The organism is Vibrio inusitatus, assembly GCA_024346935.1.
Taxonomy (GTDB): domain Bacteria; phylum Pseudomonadota; class Gammaproteobacteria; order Enterobacterales; family Vibrionaceae; genus Vibrio; species Vibrio inusitatus.
Genome location: AP024878.1, coordinates 438,487 through 455,250 on the forward strand (window position 1 = coordinate 438,487; position 16,764 = coordinate 455,250).

The 16,764-nt window shown below is 44.2% G+C and carries 15 protein-coding genes; 14 read left to right on the plus strand and 1 reads right to left on the minus strand.

Going from position 1 to position 16,764, the window contains the following annotated elements:
- Nucleotides 1-20 precede the first annotated feature (20 nt).
- From lepB to acpS, 6 genes are read left to right on the plus strand one after another with little or no spacing between them, the layout of a single operon-like run.
- A complete protein-coding gene (lepB, locus tag OCU48_RS02110) occupies nucleotides 21-917 on the plus strand; it encodes a signal peptidase I (RefSeq protein WP_141346843.1) in 897 nt (298 codons plus the stop codon).
- Nucleotides 918-926: 9 nt separating this feature from the next.
- Nucleotides 927-1,604, plus strand: coding sequence for a ribonuclease III (rnc, locus tag OCU48_RS02115; RefSeq protein WP_141346842.1), 678 nt, complete (start codon nucleotides 927-929; stop codon nucleotides 1,602-1,604).
- On the plus strand, nucleotides 1,597-2,583 hold the full coding sequence (gene era, locus OCU48_RS02120) for a GTPase Era (protein WP_141346841.1): 987 nt from the start codon (nucleotides 1,597-1,599) through the stop codon (nucleotides 2,581-2,583). Before rnc ends, era begins: the two co-directional genes overlap by 8 nt.
- A 54-nt stretch (nucleotides 2,584-2,637) precedes the next feature.
- Nucleotides 2,638-3,357, plus strand: coding sequence for a DNA repair protein RecO (gene recO, locus OCU48_RS02125; protein ID WP_141346840.1), 720 nt, complete (start codon nucleotides 2,638-2,640; stop codon nucleotides 3,355-3,357).
- Nucleotides 3,354-4,085, plus strand: a complete 732-nt coding sequence (pdxJ, locus tag OCU48_RS02130; protein ID WP_141346839.1) for a pyridoxine 5'-phosphate synthase — start codon at nucleotides 3,354-3,356, stop codon at nucleotides 4,083-4,085. Before recO ends, pdxJ begins: the two co-directional genes overlap by 4 nt.
- Nucleotides 4,085-4,465: a holo-ACP synthase gene (gene acpS / locus OCU48_RS02135; RefSeq protein WP_141346838.1), complete on the plus strand. Its 381-nt coding sequence runs from the start codon at nucleotides 4,085-4,087 to the stop codon at nucleotides 4,463-4,465. Before pdxJ ends, acpS begins: the two co-directional genes overlap by 1 nt.
- Here acpS and barA read toward each other — a convergent pair.
- Nucleotides 4,462-7,221, minus strand: coding sequence for a two-component sensor histidine kinase BarA (barA, locus tag OCU48_RS02140; protein ID WP_337983898.1), 2,760 nt, complete (start codon nucleotides 7,219-7,221; stop codon nucleotides 4,462-4,464). The genes acpS and barA overlap by 4 nt on opposite strands.
- A gap of 175 nt (nucleotides 7,222-7,396) precedes the next feature.
- On the opposite strand from barA, the gene rlmD reads away from it, so the two are divergent.
- The 8 genes from rlmD to ispF all read left to right on the plus strand — a co-directional run bounded on the left by rlmD (nucleotide 7,397) and on the right by ispF (nucleotide 16,758).
- Nucleotides 7,397-8,710: a 23S rRNA (uracil(1939)-C(5))-methyltransferase RlmD gene (gene rlmD, locus OCU48_RS02145; RefSeq protein ID WP_141346836.1), complete on the plus strand. Its 1,314-nt coding sequence runs from the start codon at nucleotides 7,397-7,399 to the stop codon at nucleotides 8,708-8,710.
- Between the two features lie 99 nt (nucleotides 8,711-8,809).
- Nucleotides 8,810-11,032 carry a GTP diphosphokinase gene (relA, locus tag OCU48_RS02150; protein ID WP_141346835.1) on the plus strand — a complete coding sequence of 741 codons (2,223 nt, stop codon included), beginning with the start codon at nucleotides 8,810-8,812 and terminating at the stop codon, nucleotides 11,030-11,032.
- Between the two features lie 57 nt (nucleotides 11,033-11,089).
- A complete protein-coding gene (gene mazG, locus OCU48_RS02155) occupies nucleotides 11,090-11,893 on the plus strand; it encodes a nucleoside triphosphate pyrophosphohydrolase (protein WP_141346834.1) in 804 nt (267 codons plus the stop codon).
- 152 nt (nucleotides 11,894-12,045) lie between these two features.
- A complete protein-coding gene (locus OCU48_RS02160) occupies nucleotides 12,046-13,686 on the plus strand; it encodes a CTP synthase (RefSeq protein ID WP_141346833.1) in 1,641 nt (546 codons plus the stop codon).
- 79 nt (nucleotides 13,687-13,765) lie between these two features.
- The gene (gene eno, locus OCU48_RS02165) at nucleotides 13,766-15,067 is read left to right on the plus strand and encodes a phosphopyruvate hydratase (protein ID WP_141346832.1); all 1,302 of its coding nucleotides are present in this window, start codon (nucleotides 13,766-13,768) and stop codon (nucleotides 15,065-15,067) included.
- Nucleotides 15,068-15,283: 216 nt separating this feature from the next.
- Nucleotides 15,284-15,559: a cell division protein FtsB gene (gene ftsB, locus OCU48_RS02170; protein ID WP_141346831.1), complete on the plus strand. Its 276-nt coding sequence runs from the start codon at nucleotides 15,284-15,286 to the stop codon at nucleotides 15,557-15,559.
- Nucleotides 15,560-15,580: 21 nt separating this feature from the next.
- A complete protein-coding gene (ispD, locus tag OCU48_RS02175; protein ID WP_141346830.1) occupies nucleotides 15,581-16,276 on the plus strand; it encodes a 2-C-methyl-D-erythritol 4-phosphate cytidylyltransferase in 696 nt (231 codons plus the stop codon).
- A 2-nt stretch (nucleotides 16,277-16,278) separates the two neighbouring features.
- Nucleotides 16,279-16,758 carry a 2-C-methyl-D-erythritol 2,4-cyclodiphosphate synthase gene (gene ispF, locus OCU48_RS02180; protein WP_141346829.1) on the plus strand — a complete coding sequence of 160 codons (480 nt, stop codon included), beginning with the start codon at nucleotides 16,279-16,281 and terminating at the stop codon, nucleotides 16,756-16,758.
- Nucleotides 16,759-16,764: the final 6 nt, after the last annotated feature.

Below are 16,764 nucleotides of genomic sequence, written 5' to 3' on the forward strand. Positions count from 1 at the left end.
GTTAAATTTAAGGGATTTCAATGGCTAATACGTTTTCACTAATCCTAGTCTGTGTGACTTTGGTTACTGGTATTGTCTACGCTCTAGAAAAGCTCGTTTGGGCAAAGAAAAGAGCAGCCAAGGTGGCCGAAGTTGAGGCTCAAACAACAGGCTTAGATGATAAGACTAAGGCTAAGATAGCTCATCAGCCATGGTGGATAGAGAACAGTGTTTCTATTTTTCCTGTAATCGCTTTTGTGTTGGTATTGCGTTCGTTTATCTATGAACCTTTTCAGATCCCATCAGGATCTATGATGCCAACACTGCTGATTGGTGACTTTATTGTCGTAGAGAAGTTCTCTTACGGTTTGAAAGATCCTGTATGGCGTAACCAGTTAGTTGAAATCGGTAAACCTGAGCGCGGTGACGTAGCGGTATTTAAATTCCCACCTCAACCGAACATTGACTACATTAAGCGAGTAATCGGCTTGCCGGGTGATACGGTTCGCTATACTCAAGATAAGAAACTTTGTATTAAACCAAGTGGGGAGAAGCAATGTACACCAGTGCCTCTAACCAACTATACGGAAAGTGAGTTTATACAAAATAACGTCCCATTGATTCGTCTAGACGAAACCATGGGTGAACATCAGCACCAAGTTTTGGTGAACCCACTGCGTCAGGATAACGTAGCGGCGTATCAGCCTAGAGCTGGTGTTCGCGAATGGATTGTGCCACAAGGGCATTATTTCATGATGGGTGACAACCGTGATAACAGTGCAGATAGCCGTTATTGGGGCTTTGTTCCTGAAGCCAACTTAGTTGGTAAAGCAGTTGGAATATGGGTGAGCTTTGAGTTTGATCGCAGTGACGACAGCTTCCTGCCATCTTGGATTCCAACCGGTATCCGTTTAAACCGCATTGGCGGCATAGAGTAATCAGAGAGTATGACTTCTCAATTAGCTAGATTAGAAAAGAGCATTGGATACCAATTCAATGACTTAGATAAACTGAACTTGGCGCTGACACACCGCAGCGCCAATGGCAAACATAATGAACGACTGGAGTTTCTGGGCGATTCAATTTTAAGTTTTGTCATCACTGATGATTTGTACCATCGTTTTCCTAAGGTAAACGAGGGCGACATGAGTCGAATGCGTGCCACATTGGTAAGAGGTAAAACTCTGGCTGAGCTAGCACGTGAATTTGAACTCGGAGACTACTTAAAATTAGGTCCAGGTGAGTTGAAAAGTGGCGGATTCCGTCGCGATTCTATCCTTGCAGATGCGGTAGAAGCCATTATTGGAGCAATATACCTAGACAGTGGTACAGAGCCTGTTCGAGCTATTGTTCTGAGTTGGTACATGAGTCGCCTTGAAGCGATTGAACCTGGCGTATCACAAAAAGACCCTAAGACACGTCTTCAAGAGTTCTTGCAAGGTCGTCGTAAACCTTTACCGGCTTACGACGTCATTAAGATCAAAGGTGAGGCTCACAACCAAGAGTTTACCGTTGATTGCGTTGTATCAGGTGTAGAAAAACCTTTCACAGGTAAAGGCACCAGTCGTCGTAAAGCTGAACAAGCTGCGGCTGAACTTGCGTTGGAGAAACTAACTAATGTCTAATCACGATCAGCCAGAAGATCAAGGCATCGACCTTGATGCGTATTTTGCTACGCACAATCAAGACAAAACAACCTCTGTTGATAATCAACACTGTGGCTTTATTGCTATTGTAGGTCGACCTAACGTAGGTAAATCAACGCTCCTTAACCATATCCTTGGTCAGAAGATCTCGATTACCTCTCGTAAGCCTCAGACAACTCGTCACCGTATTATGGGTGTAGATACTGATGGTGATTATCAAGCAATCTTTGTGGATACTCCAGGACTCCACATCGAAGAAAAACGCGCTATCAACCGTTTGATGAATCGTGCTGCCAACAGTTCACTGAGTGATGTAAACCTTGTATTTTTCTTGGTTGATGGCACTCACTGGACAGCTGACGATGATATGGTGCTGAACAAGCTAAGAGCAGCAAATTTCCCTGTCGTATTGTGTGTGAATAAAGTTGATAAAGTACAAGACAGAAACCTTGTAATGAGTCATATGCAAGAAATGACTCAGAAGATGGATTTCGTTGATGTTGTGCCTATATCTGCAAAATTAGGGAAAAATATCGACGTATTGCGCAAGCATGTTCGCGAACATTTACCAAAAGCAACGCACCATTTTCCTGAAGAATACGTCACAGACCGTTCTCAGCGCTTTATGGCATCAGAGATCGTGCGTGAGAAATTAATGCGTTTCACTGGTGACGAGTTACCATACTCAGTCACAGTCGAAATAGAGCGCTTTGATTACAATCCTGATAATGATGGCTTCCACATTAACGCACTGATTCTCGTTGAGCGCAGTGGCCAGAAGAAAATGGTCATTGGTAAGGGCGGTGATAAGATAAAAACTATCGGACGAGAAGCTCGTCTAGATATGGAAGAATTATTTGGTCGCAAGGTTTATCTAGAAACTTGGGTTAAGGTCAAATCTGGTTGGGCTGACGATGAGCGAGCACTTCGTTCATTAGGCTACATGGATGACCTATAAAAATTAAACTCAAAACTCCACCTTAGACGTGGAGTTTTTTATGGCATCAATACTATGTCGGTAATTGAAGGCTTCCAACGTTGCTTTGTATTGCATCGTCGCCCCTATACAGAATCTAGCTTGATCTTAGATGTTTTTTCTGAGGAATTTGGTCGTGTGACTATCCTGAGTAAAGGCGGGAGAAGCAAGCGCTCTCCATTAAAAGGGGCCCTGCAGTCCTTTACGCCTTTACTGCTTAAATGGTCAGGTGGCGGCTCAATGAAAACCCTGCGCCAAGCCGAACCGATTAGTCTGGGCTTGCCTTTAAGTGGTGTTAACCTTTATTCGGCAATGTACATCAATGAAATCTTAGTGCGAGTGATTGCACAAGAGGTGCCTTATCCAGAGCTGTTTATTGATTATCTGCATGCGTTAACTGAGCTTGCTCAAGCTGATAACCCTGAACCTGCGCTACGTCGCTTTGAACTCGCTTTGTTGAATGCTCTTGGCTATGGTGTTGATTTTATGCACTGCTCAGGCACAGGGGAACCCATAGACCCTAAGATGACCTATCGCTACCGAGAGCAGCAAGGTTTCATTGCGTCAGTACGAAAGGACAATCTAACCTTTATGGGGGAAGAGTTGATAGCCTTGAGTGAAAGGCGTTTTAACTCTAAATCTCAGTTGAGCGCGGCAAAGCGCTTTACACGTATAGCCTTAAAGCCTTATCTTGGCGGAAAACCAATAAAAAGTCGGGAGTTATTTATGCCCCGAACACGGAGTATCGGAAAATGAATCCAATCTTACTTGGGGTCAACATCGACCACATTGCCACCCTACGAAATGCACGTGGAACTAAATATCCAGATCCAATACATGCTGCAGAAATTGCTGAACGTGCAGGTGCTGATGGCATCACGATTCACTTACGTGAAGATCGTCGTCACATCCTAGACAGAGACGTTCGTATTCTAGCTGAGACTATTCAAACTCGTATGAACCTTGAGATGGCCGTTACCGACGAGATGGTCGATATTGCGCTTAAGACGAAGCCGGAGTTTGTATGCTTGGTTCCTGAAAAGCGCGAAGAGCTCACTACAGAAGGTGGTCTGGATGTAGTAGGTCAGTTTGATAAGATTAAGGCTGCTACAGAAAAACTGACAGCTGCAGGTATCAAAGTATCACTGTTTATTGACCCAAACCCAAAGCAAATCGATGCATCAAAGGACGCAGGTGCACCTTTCATTGAGCTTCACACTGGTCATTACGCGGAAGCGCACACTGAAGAAGAACAACACAAAGAGCTTGGGGTTATCGCTGAAGCTGCAACCTATGCATCAGGTTTAGGTATTACGGTAAATGCAGGTCACGGCTTGACGTATCATAATGTAGGTCCTGTGGCAGCACTGCCTGAAATCTATGAGCTGAACATAGGTCACTCGATTATGGGCCGTGCAGTATTTGATGGTTTGAATAAAGCCGTCGCTGATATGAAAGCCATCATGGAACAGGCTAGAAAGTAATGGCAATTGTTGGTTTAGGGACTGACATTGCAGAGATTGAGCGCGTAGAGAAAGCGCTCAATCGCACTGGTGTGAGCTTTGCTGAGCGTATCTTAACGGAAGTTGAGATGGAGCGATTTCATCAGCTAACATCAAAGGCTAAGTTTCTGGCCAAACGCTTTGCCGCTAAAGAAGCCGCCTCTAAGGCTTTAGGTACAGGGATAGCGAAAGGTGTATCGTTTCAAGACTTCACCATTAGCAATAACGCCTTGGGCAAGCCTGAGCTGTTGCTTTCGGGTAAGGCTCAAGAAATCTCTCAGCAGCTTGGCGTTGCTCATATTCATCTGTCAATTTCTGATGAAAGGCACTATGCCGTAGCGACGGTCATTCTCGAACGTTAACTCTGTAGGTACAAGCGAGCTGTTGTTTGTACCTTTTCCATTTCATCTTGAAGCTCTAACAACTCCGGCTCAATATCCTCAATTGTTTCTCCTGAACGCAACATCTGTTCGAGTAGAGCACATGCCTTCTTGAGTTTAGGGACACCACAATAGCTACTGCTACCATGCAGTTTATGAATGTGGTGGATTAGATCTTCTCGTGAGCCTAACTGCTCATCAATCGCTTGCTCCACAATCTCATTCACTTCTGGAATATAGTCCACGAGCATTTGCAACATCTCTTTGGCTAAATCTTCTTTGTTCGCCGATTGCGCTAGAGCCGCACGCCAGTCAATTATAACGTCACTACTTGGCGCAGATTCAACTTCTGTTGCTGAGACTGCTACTGGCTCATCAATGGGGTTTCCGCCCCAATGGTTGAGTACCTTGAGCAGAACTCTTTCTTCAATGGGTTTAGTCAGATAGTCATCCATTCCTGCTTGCAGCAACCTATCCCGTTCGCCACTCATCGCATGAGCCGTAACGGCAATGATTGGTGTGTCTTTATTGGTTGTCGTTTGCTTAATTGCTCGACAAGCAGAGACACCGTCCATCCCCAGCATCTGAATATCCATTAAGATCAAATCAAAATGAGTACGTGTGGCTTCGTCGACCGCGCTCTGACCATTGGAACAGGTCACTACGGACTCGACATGCTCATCAAGCAAGGCGCTGATGAGTTTGAGGTTAGCGGGATTATCGTCCACTGCCATGACTTTAAGTGACAGCTTCTCAAGCAATAATGGCTCAGGTTTTTCGTAGATAGGTGCATTACTATCTTGACCGCGTAGCATAGCCTGCATGATCTTGGTGCGAGTCAGAGGCTTGATAATACAGTTGACAGCATGCTGAGCCATCAAGGTTTCAGATAGGGCTAACTGATTACTTGGCAGCCCAATAATGACACTCGGACAGACTGCCTTGGCTTGGTAAATAAACTCGACCAGTTCTGCTTCTCCCATGATCTCATTAACCGGAACGTTATAGATAATATAATCATGAGGAGTAATAGATTCAGGGATTGCAGAGCGATATTGAGTAACAATATTTTCTTGAGTTAACAGTTGTTGTAATACATTGGCAGCTTGAAGGTTCTGCTCAATCAGTAGTACTTCTTTTCCTCGAAGATCCGTAAGGTCGATCTGTTCTAGTGGCAAGTCGGTAGTATTAAGACGAATAGTGAACCAGAACGTCGAGCCTTGATGAAGACGACTCGTCAGACTGATTTCCCCGCCCATTTGGCGAACCAGTTTCTGGGTAATCACAAGACCAAGACCCGTGCCGCCGTAGCGCCTAGATATACTGGCGTCCGCTTGGCTAAATGCTTGGAATAACTGAGCTTGCTGACGCTCAGAGATACCAATGCCGGTATCTTTCACCATAAACTGAATTTCAACTTGATCTTCTTTTTGCGTGCGAAGCTCAATGCTGACATCAATGTTGCCGCGCTCGGTAAACTTAACCGCATTACCCACTAGGTTGGTGAGTACTTGCTGGATACGTAAAGAATCCCCCACAACCCCTGCGGGGATCTTAGGGTCCACTTTTAAGGTCAACTCTAAGCCTTTTTCATGGGCGCTTGGGGCTTGCAAATTGACGACTTCTTCCAATGATTCTTGGAAATCAAATGGGATATTTTCTAGAAGCAGCTTACCAGCCTCAAGCTTCGAGAAATCCAGAATATCATTGATAATGCTAAGCAGATTGTTAGCTGAACGTTCGATAGTTAATAGGTAATCAGTTTGGCTATGAGACAAGTTGGTTTTGAGCATTTGACGTGTAAAGCCTATTACCCCATTGAGCGGTGTCCTCAACTCGTGTGACATATTGGCTAAGAACTCAGACTTAACTCGCGCAGCTTCTTGCGCACGTTTCTTAGCGATATCCAGCTCAACATTTTGGATCTCAAGCTGTTCTAAGGTTTCACGAAGATCCGATGTGGCTTGGTCAATACTGTGTTGCATCTCTATGTGGTACTCAGAGAGCGACATTGCCATGGCATTGATACCGTTTTTCAGTGAGTTGAGCTCACCATGCATTTTGCCTTCAATACGAACGTCTAATTGTCCGCGACGAATACGGTCCACACTATTTTTAAGATGGGTAATCGGCGCAGTAATATCTTGCATCAATCGATAGGCGAAAAAAGCAGATAACCCCACTCCAAGGAACATCACTACCAGTGCTACTACGATCTCTTGGTACTGTTGAAGTCTCAAGCTAGAAAGATCGAGCTCTATGGCTATGTAGCCAAGCACTTGATTGCTTTCTTTGGAGTCAGCCTGAGGCGCGACAAATTGAGCTTCAGCAATAACAGGGGTTCTGATAATAAGCTTGGTATCAATTAACTGAACGGTGCTGTGCAATGGAATAGGCTCTGATTGAGGAAACATCAGGCTTTGGAAATTAGGATGAAAGTTTGAGGTAACAAATAGTTCGTGATTGGCATCGAATACTGCGATACTTCGCACCACATCTGAGCGCTTACGATGACTATAGCTAATCAGTTTTCTCACAGCTTCGCGATTTTGTTGTAACATAGCGAATTCACTCGCGATCGCTAGTGGCTCCACAATGTTGGTTCCAGCAGTGATCAATTGCGCTTCAAGGTCGTTATATCGATTTGAAGTAAAGAACACGCTCAGCAACATCCCAACGATGAGTGTTGGGGCGAGAGTCAATGTTATTACGCGTGCGCGAAGTCCGTATCTTGTCATGTTTTATTAATGTGCCGGATGTGAAAAAATAAGCCTTCAAAGGCTTTTGAGTTTCCTAAACTTGAACCTAAGTCTAAATCATTGAAATTAAAATTGCTTCCCAAGAACTCTGTCAGACTGAAAACTCAGTCAAAAGCTTGATGCATGACCGTTAAAATTTACTAGGCACACCTCTATGGCTAACTTTTATAAACCGCAAAAAAATAACAACCGTACGCAAAAGCACTTGAGTCTGACTATCGAGAAGTACGATTTTCAGGGAGCAGGGATGGCATACACCCAAGGAAAGCCTGTATTTGTTTCTGGCGCCTTGGTCGGTGAAAAGGTGGTATGTCAGCCTGTGGAAAGCAAAGCAAAGTTCATAAAGGCCAAATTAATTAAAGTATTAAAGGCCAGTGATGAGCGTGTTACTGCATTTTGTCCTCACTTTCAGCAATGTGGAGGTTGTACCTTGCAACATATGCCTTATGAGCAGCAGTTAGAGGTGAAGCAACAAGCTTTTGCAAAGGTAATGTCCAAGGTCGCACCACAACAAGAACTCGAAGCACCGATAGTGGGTAATAGCCGCAGCTATCGTCGTAGAGCTCGCATCAGTCTGCTATGGGATACTAAAAAGAATAAATTACACTTTGGCTTTAGAGAAGGTCAGAGCAAAAATATAGTCACCGTTAATCAGTGCCCTGTTCTAGCTGATTCGCTTGCGAGCTTGTTTCCAGAAATGAAGGCTTTGCTAGAAGGGGTATCTCAACCTAAGATTCTCGGTCATCTGGAACTGGTTGAAGCCGACAATACCAACGTTATATTACTTCGCACTAGTGCTGAATTAAGATCTAAAGACAGCAAGGCAGTTCTCGACTTTGCACAGAAGAATAATTTCACTTTGTATCTTCATGAAGGACAAAGTAAGCCGAGAAAATTGTGTGGCGAATCACCAAAGTGTGATGAGACTGGCTTTGAATTGGATTTTTTGCCTACTGACTTTATTCAGGTCAATCGCTCAGTGAATCACCAAATGGTGTCTCAAGCTATCGAGTGGCTTGATGTTCGTGAGAATGAAAGAGTGTTAGATCTGTTTTGTGGGATTGGCAACTTTACTTTTCCCCTCAGTGCTAAGGCAAAAGCAGTTGTTGGTATTGAAGGAGTCGAGGAGATGGTCTCAAGAGCGAATGATAATGCTCAAACGTTAGGCGTAGATATTGCTAAATTCCATCAGGCCAACCTTGCTGAACTTACTGGAAAGGAGAGTTGGGCAAGCGAGCGTTTTGATAAAATCCTTTTAGATCCTGCCCGGGCTGGTGCGGCAGGTGTAGTAGAAAAGCTCTCTTCATTTGGTGCTTCGCGCATCGTGTATGTATCTTGTAACCCATCGACTCTAGCCCGTGATAGTGAATCATTACTTGAACAAGGCTACAAGGTAATAAAAATGAGAATTTTGGATATGTTTCCTCACACTGGGCATCTGGAATCGATGGTGTTATTTGAGAAATAACGCAAATTTCCAAATTTTGTTAAACAGCTGAATCGCCCTAAGGGTATACTGTTGCAAGAAATGTACGAGAGTAAAATCATAGTTATTTAGGGAAGAAATATGGTTGCGGTACGTAGTGCGCACATAAAAAAGGATGAAGAGTTTAACCTTGATGGCTGGATAGACAGCCTAAAGCAAGGGCAAAAAACCGAGAACAAGCTGCGCAAGCTGTACATCGATTGTGAAGAAATGCTAGCAAGTCATGAGCAAAAGGAATTGTTGCTGTGGCGTGGGCGTGAAATGATCGAAATATTGATCACTCTATCTATGGATAGGGCGACACTGCTTGCCGCTCAGCTATTCCCAGTAGTATCCAGTGGTTTATTTGATACTGAAGAGCTCAAAGAACGCTACGGCCAAGAGATCATGAAATTGATCGAAGGTGTTGAAGAGATGGCCGCCATCGGTCAACTAAACGCCTCTTTGGAGAGCAGTAGCGCTTCTTCTCAGGTCGATAATGTTCGGCGCATGTTGTTGGCTATGGTGGATGATTTCCGTTGTGTCATTATCAAGCTTGCCGAGCGTATTTGTAATCTACGTGAAGTAAAAAATGCTCCAGATGAAGTACGCCACGCTGTTGCTAAAGAATGTGCCAATATTTATGCCCCTCTCGCCAATCGTCTAGGTATTGGTCAGCTGAAATGGGAAATTGAAGACTACGCTTTCCGTTATCAAAACCCGACCACCTATAAAAAAATTGCTAAGCAACTGGCCGAGCGACGCATAGATCGTGAGCACTATATCAAAGACTTTGTTGATGATCTCGAATCAGAAATGAAGCTTACTCATATCAATGCAGAGGTGAGCGGTCGCCCTAAACACATCTTTAGTATCTGGCGTAAGATGCAGAAGAAACAGCTTGCCTTTGATGAGCTTTTTGATGTGCGAGCAGTGCGAATTATTGCTGACCAACTTCAAGATTGCTACGGTGCTCTTGGCATCGTACACACCAAATATAAACACCTTCCTAGTGAATTCGATGACTATGTCGCGAATCCTAAACCTAATGGTTATCAATCTATCCATACTGTTGTGCTTGGACCTGAAGGGAAAACCATAGAAATTCAGATTCGTACTAAGCAAATGCATGAAGACTCAGAGCTTGGTGTAGCAGCACACTGGAAATACAAAGAGGGTAGCTCAGGTGGACGCAGTGGCTATGATGAAAAAATCACGTGGCTACGCAAACTACTGGATTGGCAAGAAGAGATGTCAGACTCTGGCGAGATGCTGGACGAACTGCGCTCTCAAGTATTTGATGACCGTGTTTACGCCTTTACCCCTCGTGGCGATGTAGTCGATTTGCCAATGGGGGCAACGCCTCTCGATTTTGCTTACCACATTCACTCAGAGGTAGGGCATCGATGTATTGGAGCTAAGGTTGCAGGAAGGATTGTTCCGTTTACCCATAAATTAGAGATGGGTGATCAGGTCGAGATCATCACTCAAAAAGAGCCGAATCCATCTCGAGACTGGCTAAATCCATCTTTAGGCTTTGTTCACTCAAGCCGTGCTCGCGCCAAGATAAATGCTTGGTTTAGAAAGCAGAGTAGAGAGAAAAACATCGATGCAGGTAAGGATATTCTAGAAGTTGAGCTGAATAAGATTGGCGCGAATTTGAAAGATGCCGATCTTTACGCTTTAAAACGCTTCAACGTAAACTCAGCCGATGAGCTGTATGCGGGTATTGGCAGTGGTGATTTGCGCATTAACCAAGTGGTTAATCACATTAATGCCCTCGTGAATAAGCCAACAGCAGAAGAGGAAGACAAGCAAGCGCTTGAGAAACTGAAGAGTGTAGACTCGACAGCTCCGCTTGAAAGTAAGCCACATAAAGACGCGGTTGTAGTTGAGGGTGTTGATAATCTTATGATCCATTTGGCGCGTTGTTGCCAGCCTATACCGGGAGACAGAATCAGTGGCTACATTACACAAGGGCGAGGTATTTCAGTGCATCGCAGTGACTGTGACCAGCTTAACGAGCTAAGGCATCATGCTCCAGAGCGAATCATAGATACGGTATGGGGCAGTGGTTTTGTCGGTTCGTTTATTCTGACCTTGAGGGTTGAGGCATTAGAGCGTACAGGTCTGTTAAAGGATATCACCACCTTGATTACGAACGAAAAACTTAAGGTAGCAAGTATGCGTTCACGGACTGACCATAAGCGCCAAATGTCGATTATGGATTTAGATGTTCAAGTGAACAGTGTCGAAATCAGTTCTCGAGTTCAATCTCGAATAGAACAGATCAAAGACGTTATCTCAGTCAAACGTCTTGGTTAACCCGTCTAATAAGCCCCTGAAAAGGGGCTTTATTTTTGAATATGAATTGGAAATCTTATGTCAGCTTCAAACTCTATCGAACAATTGTTATCCATAATGGCTACGCTTCGAGATCCTGTTCAGGGCTGCCCGTGGGATAAAAAACAGAGCTTTGACACGATCGTTCCGCATACTATTGAAGAAACGTATGAGGTAGTGGACGCCATTCAAAATCAAGATTGGAATAACCTAAAAGAAGAGTTGGGTGACCTACTTTTTCAAGTCATTTTCTATTCTCAAATGGCAAAGGAACAAAAACTGTTTGATTTTGAAGATGTGCTAGAAGTACTTAATGAAAAACTTGTGCGTCGTCATCCGCATGTTTTTTCTGATGAGAAATTTGCCAGTGAACAAGAAATTAATGACAACTGGGAAGCGGAAAAAACGAAAGAGAAAGCTCGTTCAGGCAATGTTGAAAAAAGTATTCTAGACTCTGTACCTAAGTCTTTGCCTGCACTTAGTCGAGCCAATAAAATTCAAAAACGTTGTGCTCAGCATGGCTTTGATTGGGATACCATAGGACCGGTGGTAGACAAGGTACATGAAGAGGTGCAAGAGGTTCTAGAGGAAGCTCTACAAGTCACTGTTGTACAAGAAAAAGTAGAGGATGAGTTGGGTGATCTTTTGTTCGCTACAGTGAACCTAGTTCGACACCTTAAATGCAACCCAGAAGTGGCGCTAGGCAAAGCAAATAATAAATTCGAAAGACGCTTCAGAGCTGTAGAAAAAAAGGTTCAAGAACAAGGTCGAAACTTAGACGATTGTGATCTAGAGTATCTTGATTCTTTGTGGGACTCAGTAAAGCAAGATGAAAGGGCGTAAAACTGGCTTTACAAGTTTGAATTGATTTGAAGCAAAAAATAAAAAAAATGCCTGTGATAAGTTTCACGTTGTGGCGATAAAGGGCTTCTGGTATATTTGCATCCCGTCCAGAAGATATCCATTTCCCTCATTCAACCAATTTCAGGTTAAACATGACGACAAATTACATTTTTGTTACTGGCGGGGTTGTTTCCTCACTCGGTAAAGGTATTGCAGCAGCATCTCTTGCAGCTATTTTAGAAGCTCGTGGTCTTAAAGTGACCATGATGAAGCTTGATCCTTACATCAACGTTGATCCGGGTACAATGAGCCCAACTCAGCATGGTGAAGTGTTTGTCACGGAAGATGGCGCTGAAACTGACCTTGACCTTGGTCACTACGAGCGATTCATTCGCACCAAGATGACTAAGCGTAACAACTTTACTGCGGGACGAGTTTACTCAGACGTTCTAGCAGCAGAGCGTCGTGGCGACTATTTAGGCGCTACCATTCAGGTTATCCCTCACATCACTAATGCGATCAAAGACCGTGTAATTGCCGGTTCTGAAGGTCATGAAGTAGCGATCGTTGAAGTGGGTGGCACTGTGGGTGATATTGAATCACTACCATTTATGGAAGCGATTCGTCAGCTAGCGGTAGAACTAGGCCGTGAGCGCACTATGTTCATGCACCTAACGTTGGTACCTTACCTAGCGGCGGCGGGTGAAGTGAAAACAAAACCAACTCAGCACTCGGTTAAAGAGTTGCTTTCGATTGGTATTCAACCAGATATTCTTGTTTGTCGTAGTGACCGTGTGGTTCCTGCAAACGAACGCAAGAAAATTGCTTTGTTCTGTAACGTTCAAGAAAAAGCAGTTATCTCAATGAAAGACGTAGATTCTATCTACAAAATCCCTCAGCACATAAAGTCACAAGGTCTAGATGATCTAGTTTGTTCACGTTTTGGCATTAATGCGCCAGAAGCAGACTTGTCTGAGTGGGAACAAGTAATCTACGAAGAAGCGAATCCAACGGGCGAAGTAACTATTGGTATGGTCGGTAAATACATCGAACTACCAGATGCTTATAAGTCTGTGAACGAAGCATTGAAACATGCAGGGTTGAAAAACCGTCTTAACGTCCACATTAAGTATGTAGACTCTCAAGATGTTGAGAGTAAGGGCGAAGAAGCACTTGCTGGTTTAGACGCAATTCTAGTACCAGGTGGCTTCGGCGACCGTGGTGTTGAAGGTAAGATTCGTGCTGCTCAGTACGCTCGTGAGAACAACATTCCATATCTAGGTATCTGCCTAGGTATGCAAGTAGCGCTGATTGAGTTCGCGCGAAATGTTGCTAACCTTGCTGATGCGCATTCAACAGAATTTAATAAAGAAACACCAAACCCTGTGGTAGGCTTGATCACCGAATGGGTTGATAAAGAAGGTAACGTTGAAGAGCGTACCGAAACCTCTGACCTTGGTGGTACAATGCGCCTTGGCTCTCAGTTATGTCACCTAGAGAAGGGCACTAAAGCTCATGAACTTTATGGCAGCGCTAAGATCCACGAGCGTCACCGTCACCGTTATGAGGTGAACAACAACTTACGTCCGTTGATCGAGAAAGCTGGTCTTAAAGTATCGGGTCTATCAGCAGACAAAAAATTGGTGGAAGTTATCGAGAACCCTGCGCACCCTTGGTTCGTGGCGGCTCAGTTCCATCCAGAATTCACTTCGACACCACGTGATGGGCACCCATTATTTGCTGGTTTCGTTAAAGCGGCAGGTCAATTCCAACGCGGTGAATTCGACAAGTAAAGGAATGCAGGGGTGTTGAGCGGAGATGTACAGCACCCCTTAAAATTGACATTTTTTTGATTATAAGAGGATATATTTAATGTCTAAGATCGTTAAAGTTCTAGGTCGTGAAATCATCGACTCACGTGGTAACCCAACTGTAGAAGCTGAAGTACACCTAGAAGGCGGTTTCGTAGGTATGGCTGCTGCACCATCTGGCGCATCTACTGGTTCTCGTGAAGCTCTTGAGCTACGTGACGGTGACAAGTCTCGTTTCCTTGGTAAAGGCGTACTTAAAGCTCTTGAAGCTGTAAACGGCGACATCGCTGCAGCTCTTGCTGGTAAAGATGCAAAAGACCAAGCTGCTATCGATCAAATCATGATCGACCTAGACGCTACTGAGAACAAGTCTAAGTTCGGCGCTAACGCTATCCTAGCTGTATCTCTAGCAAACGCTAAAGCAGCTGCAGCAGCTAAAGGCATGCCTTTGTTCGAGCACATCGCTGAACTAAACGGCACTCCAGGTGTATTCTCTATGCCTCTACCAATGATGAACATCATCAACGGTGGTGAGCACGCTGATAACAACGTTGATATCCAAGAATTCATGATTCAACCTGTTGGCGCGAAAAACATCAAAGAAGCTCTACGCATCGGCGCTGAAGTATTCCACAACCTAGCTAAAGTTCTTAAGTCTAAAGGCATGAGCACTGCAGTTGGTGATGAAGGTGGTTTCGCTCCTAACCTTGAGTCTAACGCTGCTGCACTAGCTGCAATCAAAGAAGCTGTAGAGCTTGCTGGTTACGAGCTAGGCAAAGACGTTACTCTTGCTATGGACTGTGCTGCTTCTGAGTTCTTCGACAAAGAAACTGGCAAGTACAACATGAAAGGCGAAGGCAAAATCTTCACTTCTGAAGAGTTTAACTTCTACCTACAAGACCTTGCTAACCAATACCCAATCGTTTCTATCGAAGACGGTCTTGACGAGTCTGATTGGGCTGGCTTCAAGCACCAAACTGAGCTACTAGGTGACAAGCTTCAACTAGTAGGTGACGATCTATTCGTTACAAACACTAAGATTCTTGAGCGCGGTATCAAAGAAGGTATCACTAACTCAATCCTAATCAAGTTCAACCAAATCGGTTCACTTACAGAGACTCTAGCTGCAATCAAGATGGCTAAAGATGCTGGTTTCACAGCAGTTATCTCTCACCGTTCTGGCGAAACTGAAGATGCAACTATCGCTGATCTAGCGGTAGGTACTGCTGCAGGTCAAATCAAGACTGGTTCTATGAGCCGTTCTGACCGTGTTGCTAAGTACAACCAACTTATCCGTATCGAAGAAGCACTAGGTGAGCGTGCTCCTTTCAACGGTCTTAAAGAAGTTAAAGGCCAAGCTTAATTATTAGCTGAGCCTGAAGCTTACAGCTTATAGCTGTCAGCTTTAAAACATAAACACCTCGCGTTCGCGGGGTGTTTTTTTTTGTATTTTTCTCGTCATTAAGTTTGATGCGTGTCGTCTATTACGCGAATATGTTATAAATATTAACTCACTAAGGTTAGCTTGGCTCTCGAGCTAAAAGGCCAGTAGGTCGGTTATTGGAGAAGGATTTTTTACGTGCGTATTTTTTCCGTATTGCTGTTTAGTTTACTGGTAGTGATGCAAGCAAAGCTGTGGGCTGGCAAAAATGGTGTGAATGACTACCGCCAGGTTCAGGATGAAATTGCCATTCAAAGCTCAGTGAATTCGGAGTTACACAAGCGTAATGATGAAATGTTTGCGGAAATTGATGACCTAAGGCAAGGGCTTGATGCCATCGAAGAGCGAGCTCGCCATGAACTCGGAATGGTTAAAGAAGGAGAAACCTTCTACCGTATTATCGATTCGGACTAATTTTTATAACCGGTTCCTAACTTGAATAAATATATCGCTATTGTCCCTGCTGCCGGTGTTGGCAGTCGAATGCAGGCAGATCGACCGAAGCAGTATCTCATGCTGCATGGAAAAACTATCTTGGAGCATACGGTAGCAAAATTGCTATCGCATCCTGCAATTTCTGAGGTAGTGATTGCGGTTAGTGCAGAAGATGAATATTTCTCTGAAACTACTATCGCTAATCACCCATTAGTGACTCGTGTTGCTGGTGGAAAAGAGCGTTGTGATTCAGTATTGAATGCTCTCGATTATCTCAAACAACAAGGCTATCAAGACTGGGTTTTAGTGCATGATGCTGCCAGACCTAATGTCAGTCATGAGGATATTAGTGCTTTAATTGAGCAAGGGGGCAAACACCAAGTCGGCGCTATATTGGCGGCTAAGGTGCGGGATACCATGAAGCGTTCATCTCAGACCAAAGAGATTGAAAGTACGGTAGATCGCATTGACCTTTGGCATGCTTTAACACCTCAAATGTTTCGTTGCTGCTCTTTGCAACAAGCCTTGCAATCAGCTTTAAATAATCACTCTCAAGTGACGGACGAAGCCTCTTGTATGGAATTGATAGGGCTATCCCCTCTTCTTGTTGAAGGTCGTGCAGACAACCTTAAGATAACCCAGCCAGAGGACTTAGCTTTGGCAGAATTCTATTTACGACCTACAACTCAGGAGTAATTATGATCCGTATAGGGCATGGCTTTGATGTACATAAATTTGGCGGTGAAGGTCCTGTTATCATAGGTGGCATTGCGGTTCCTTATGAGCAAGGTCTTATTGCCCACTCAGATGGTGACGTTGCTCTTCATGCTGTATGCGACGCATTGCTTGGCGCTATTGCTGCAGGAGATATTGGCCATCACTTTCCTGATACCGATGACAAATGGAAAGGTGCAAATAGCCGTGAATTACTCAAGGATGTATACCGACGTGTGCAAGAGCTAGGGTATGTATTGGGTAATCTCGATGTGACTATCATGGCGCAAGCGCCTAAAATGGCACCCCATATTCAAAGTATGCGAGAGGCTATAGCACAAGACCTGCAGACAGAGCTTAGCAACGTCAATGTAAAAGCGACAACAACAGAGCGTTTGGGCTTTACTGGACGCAAAGAAGGGATTGCGGTAGAAGCCGTAGTTCTGATTCAACATTCTAATTAGAGGCGC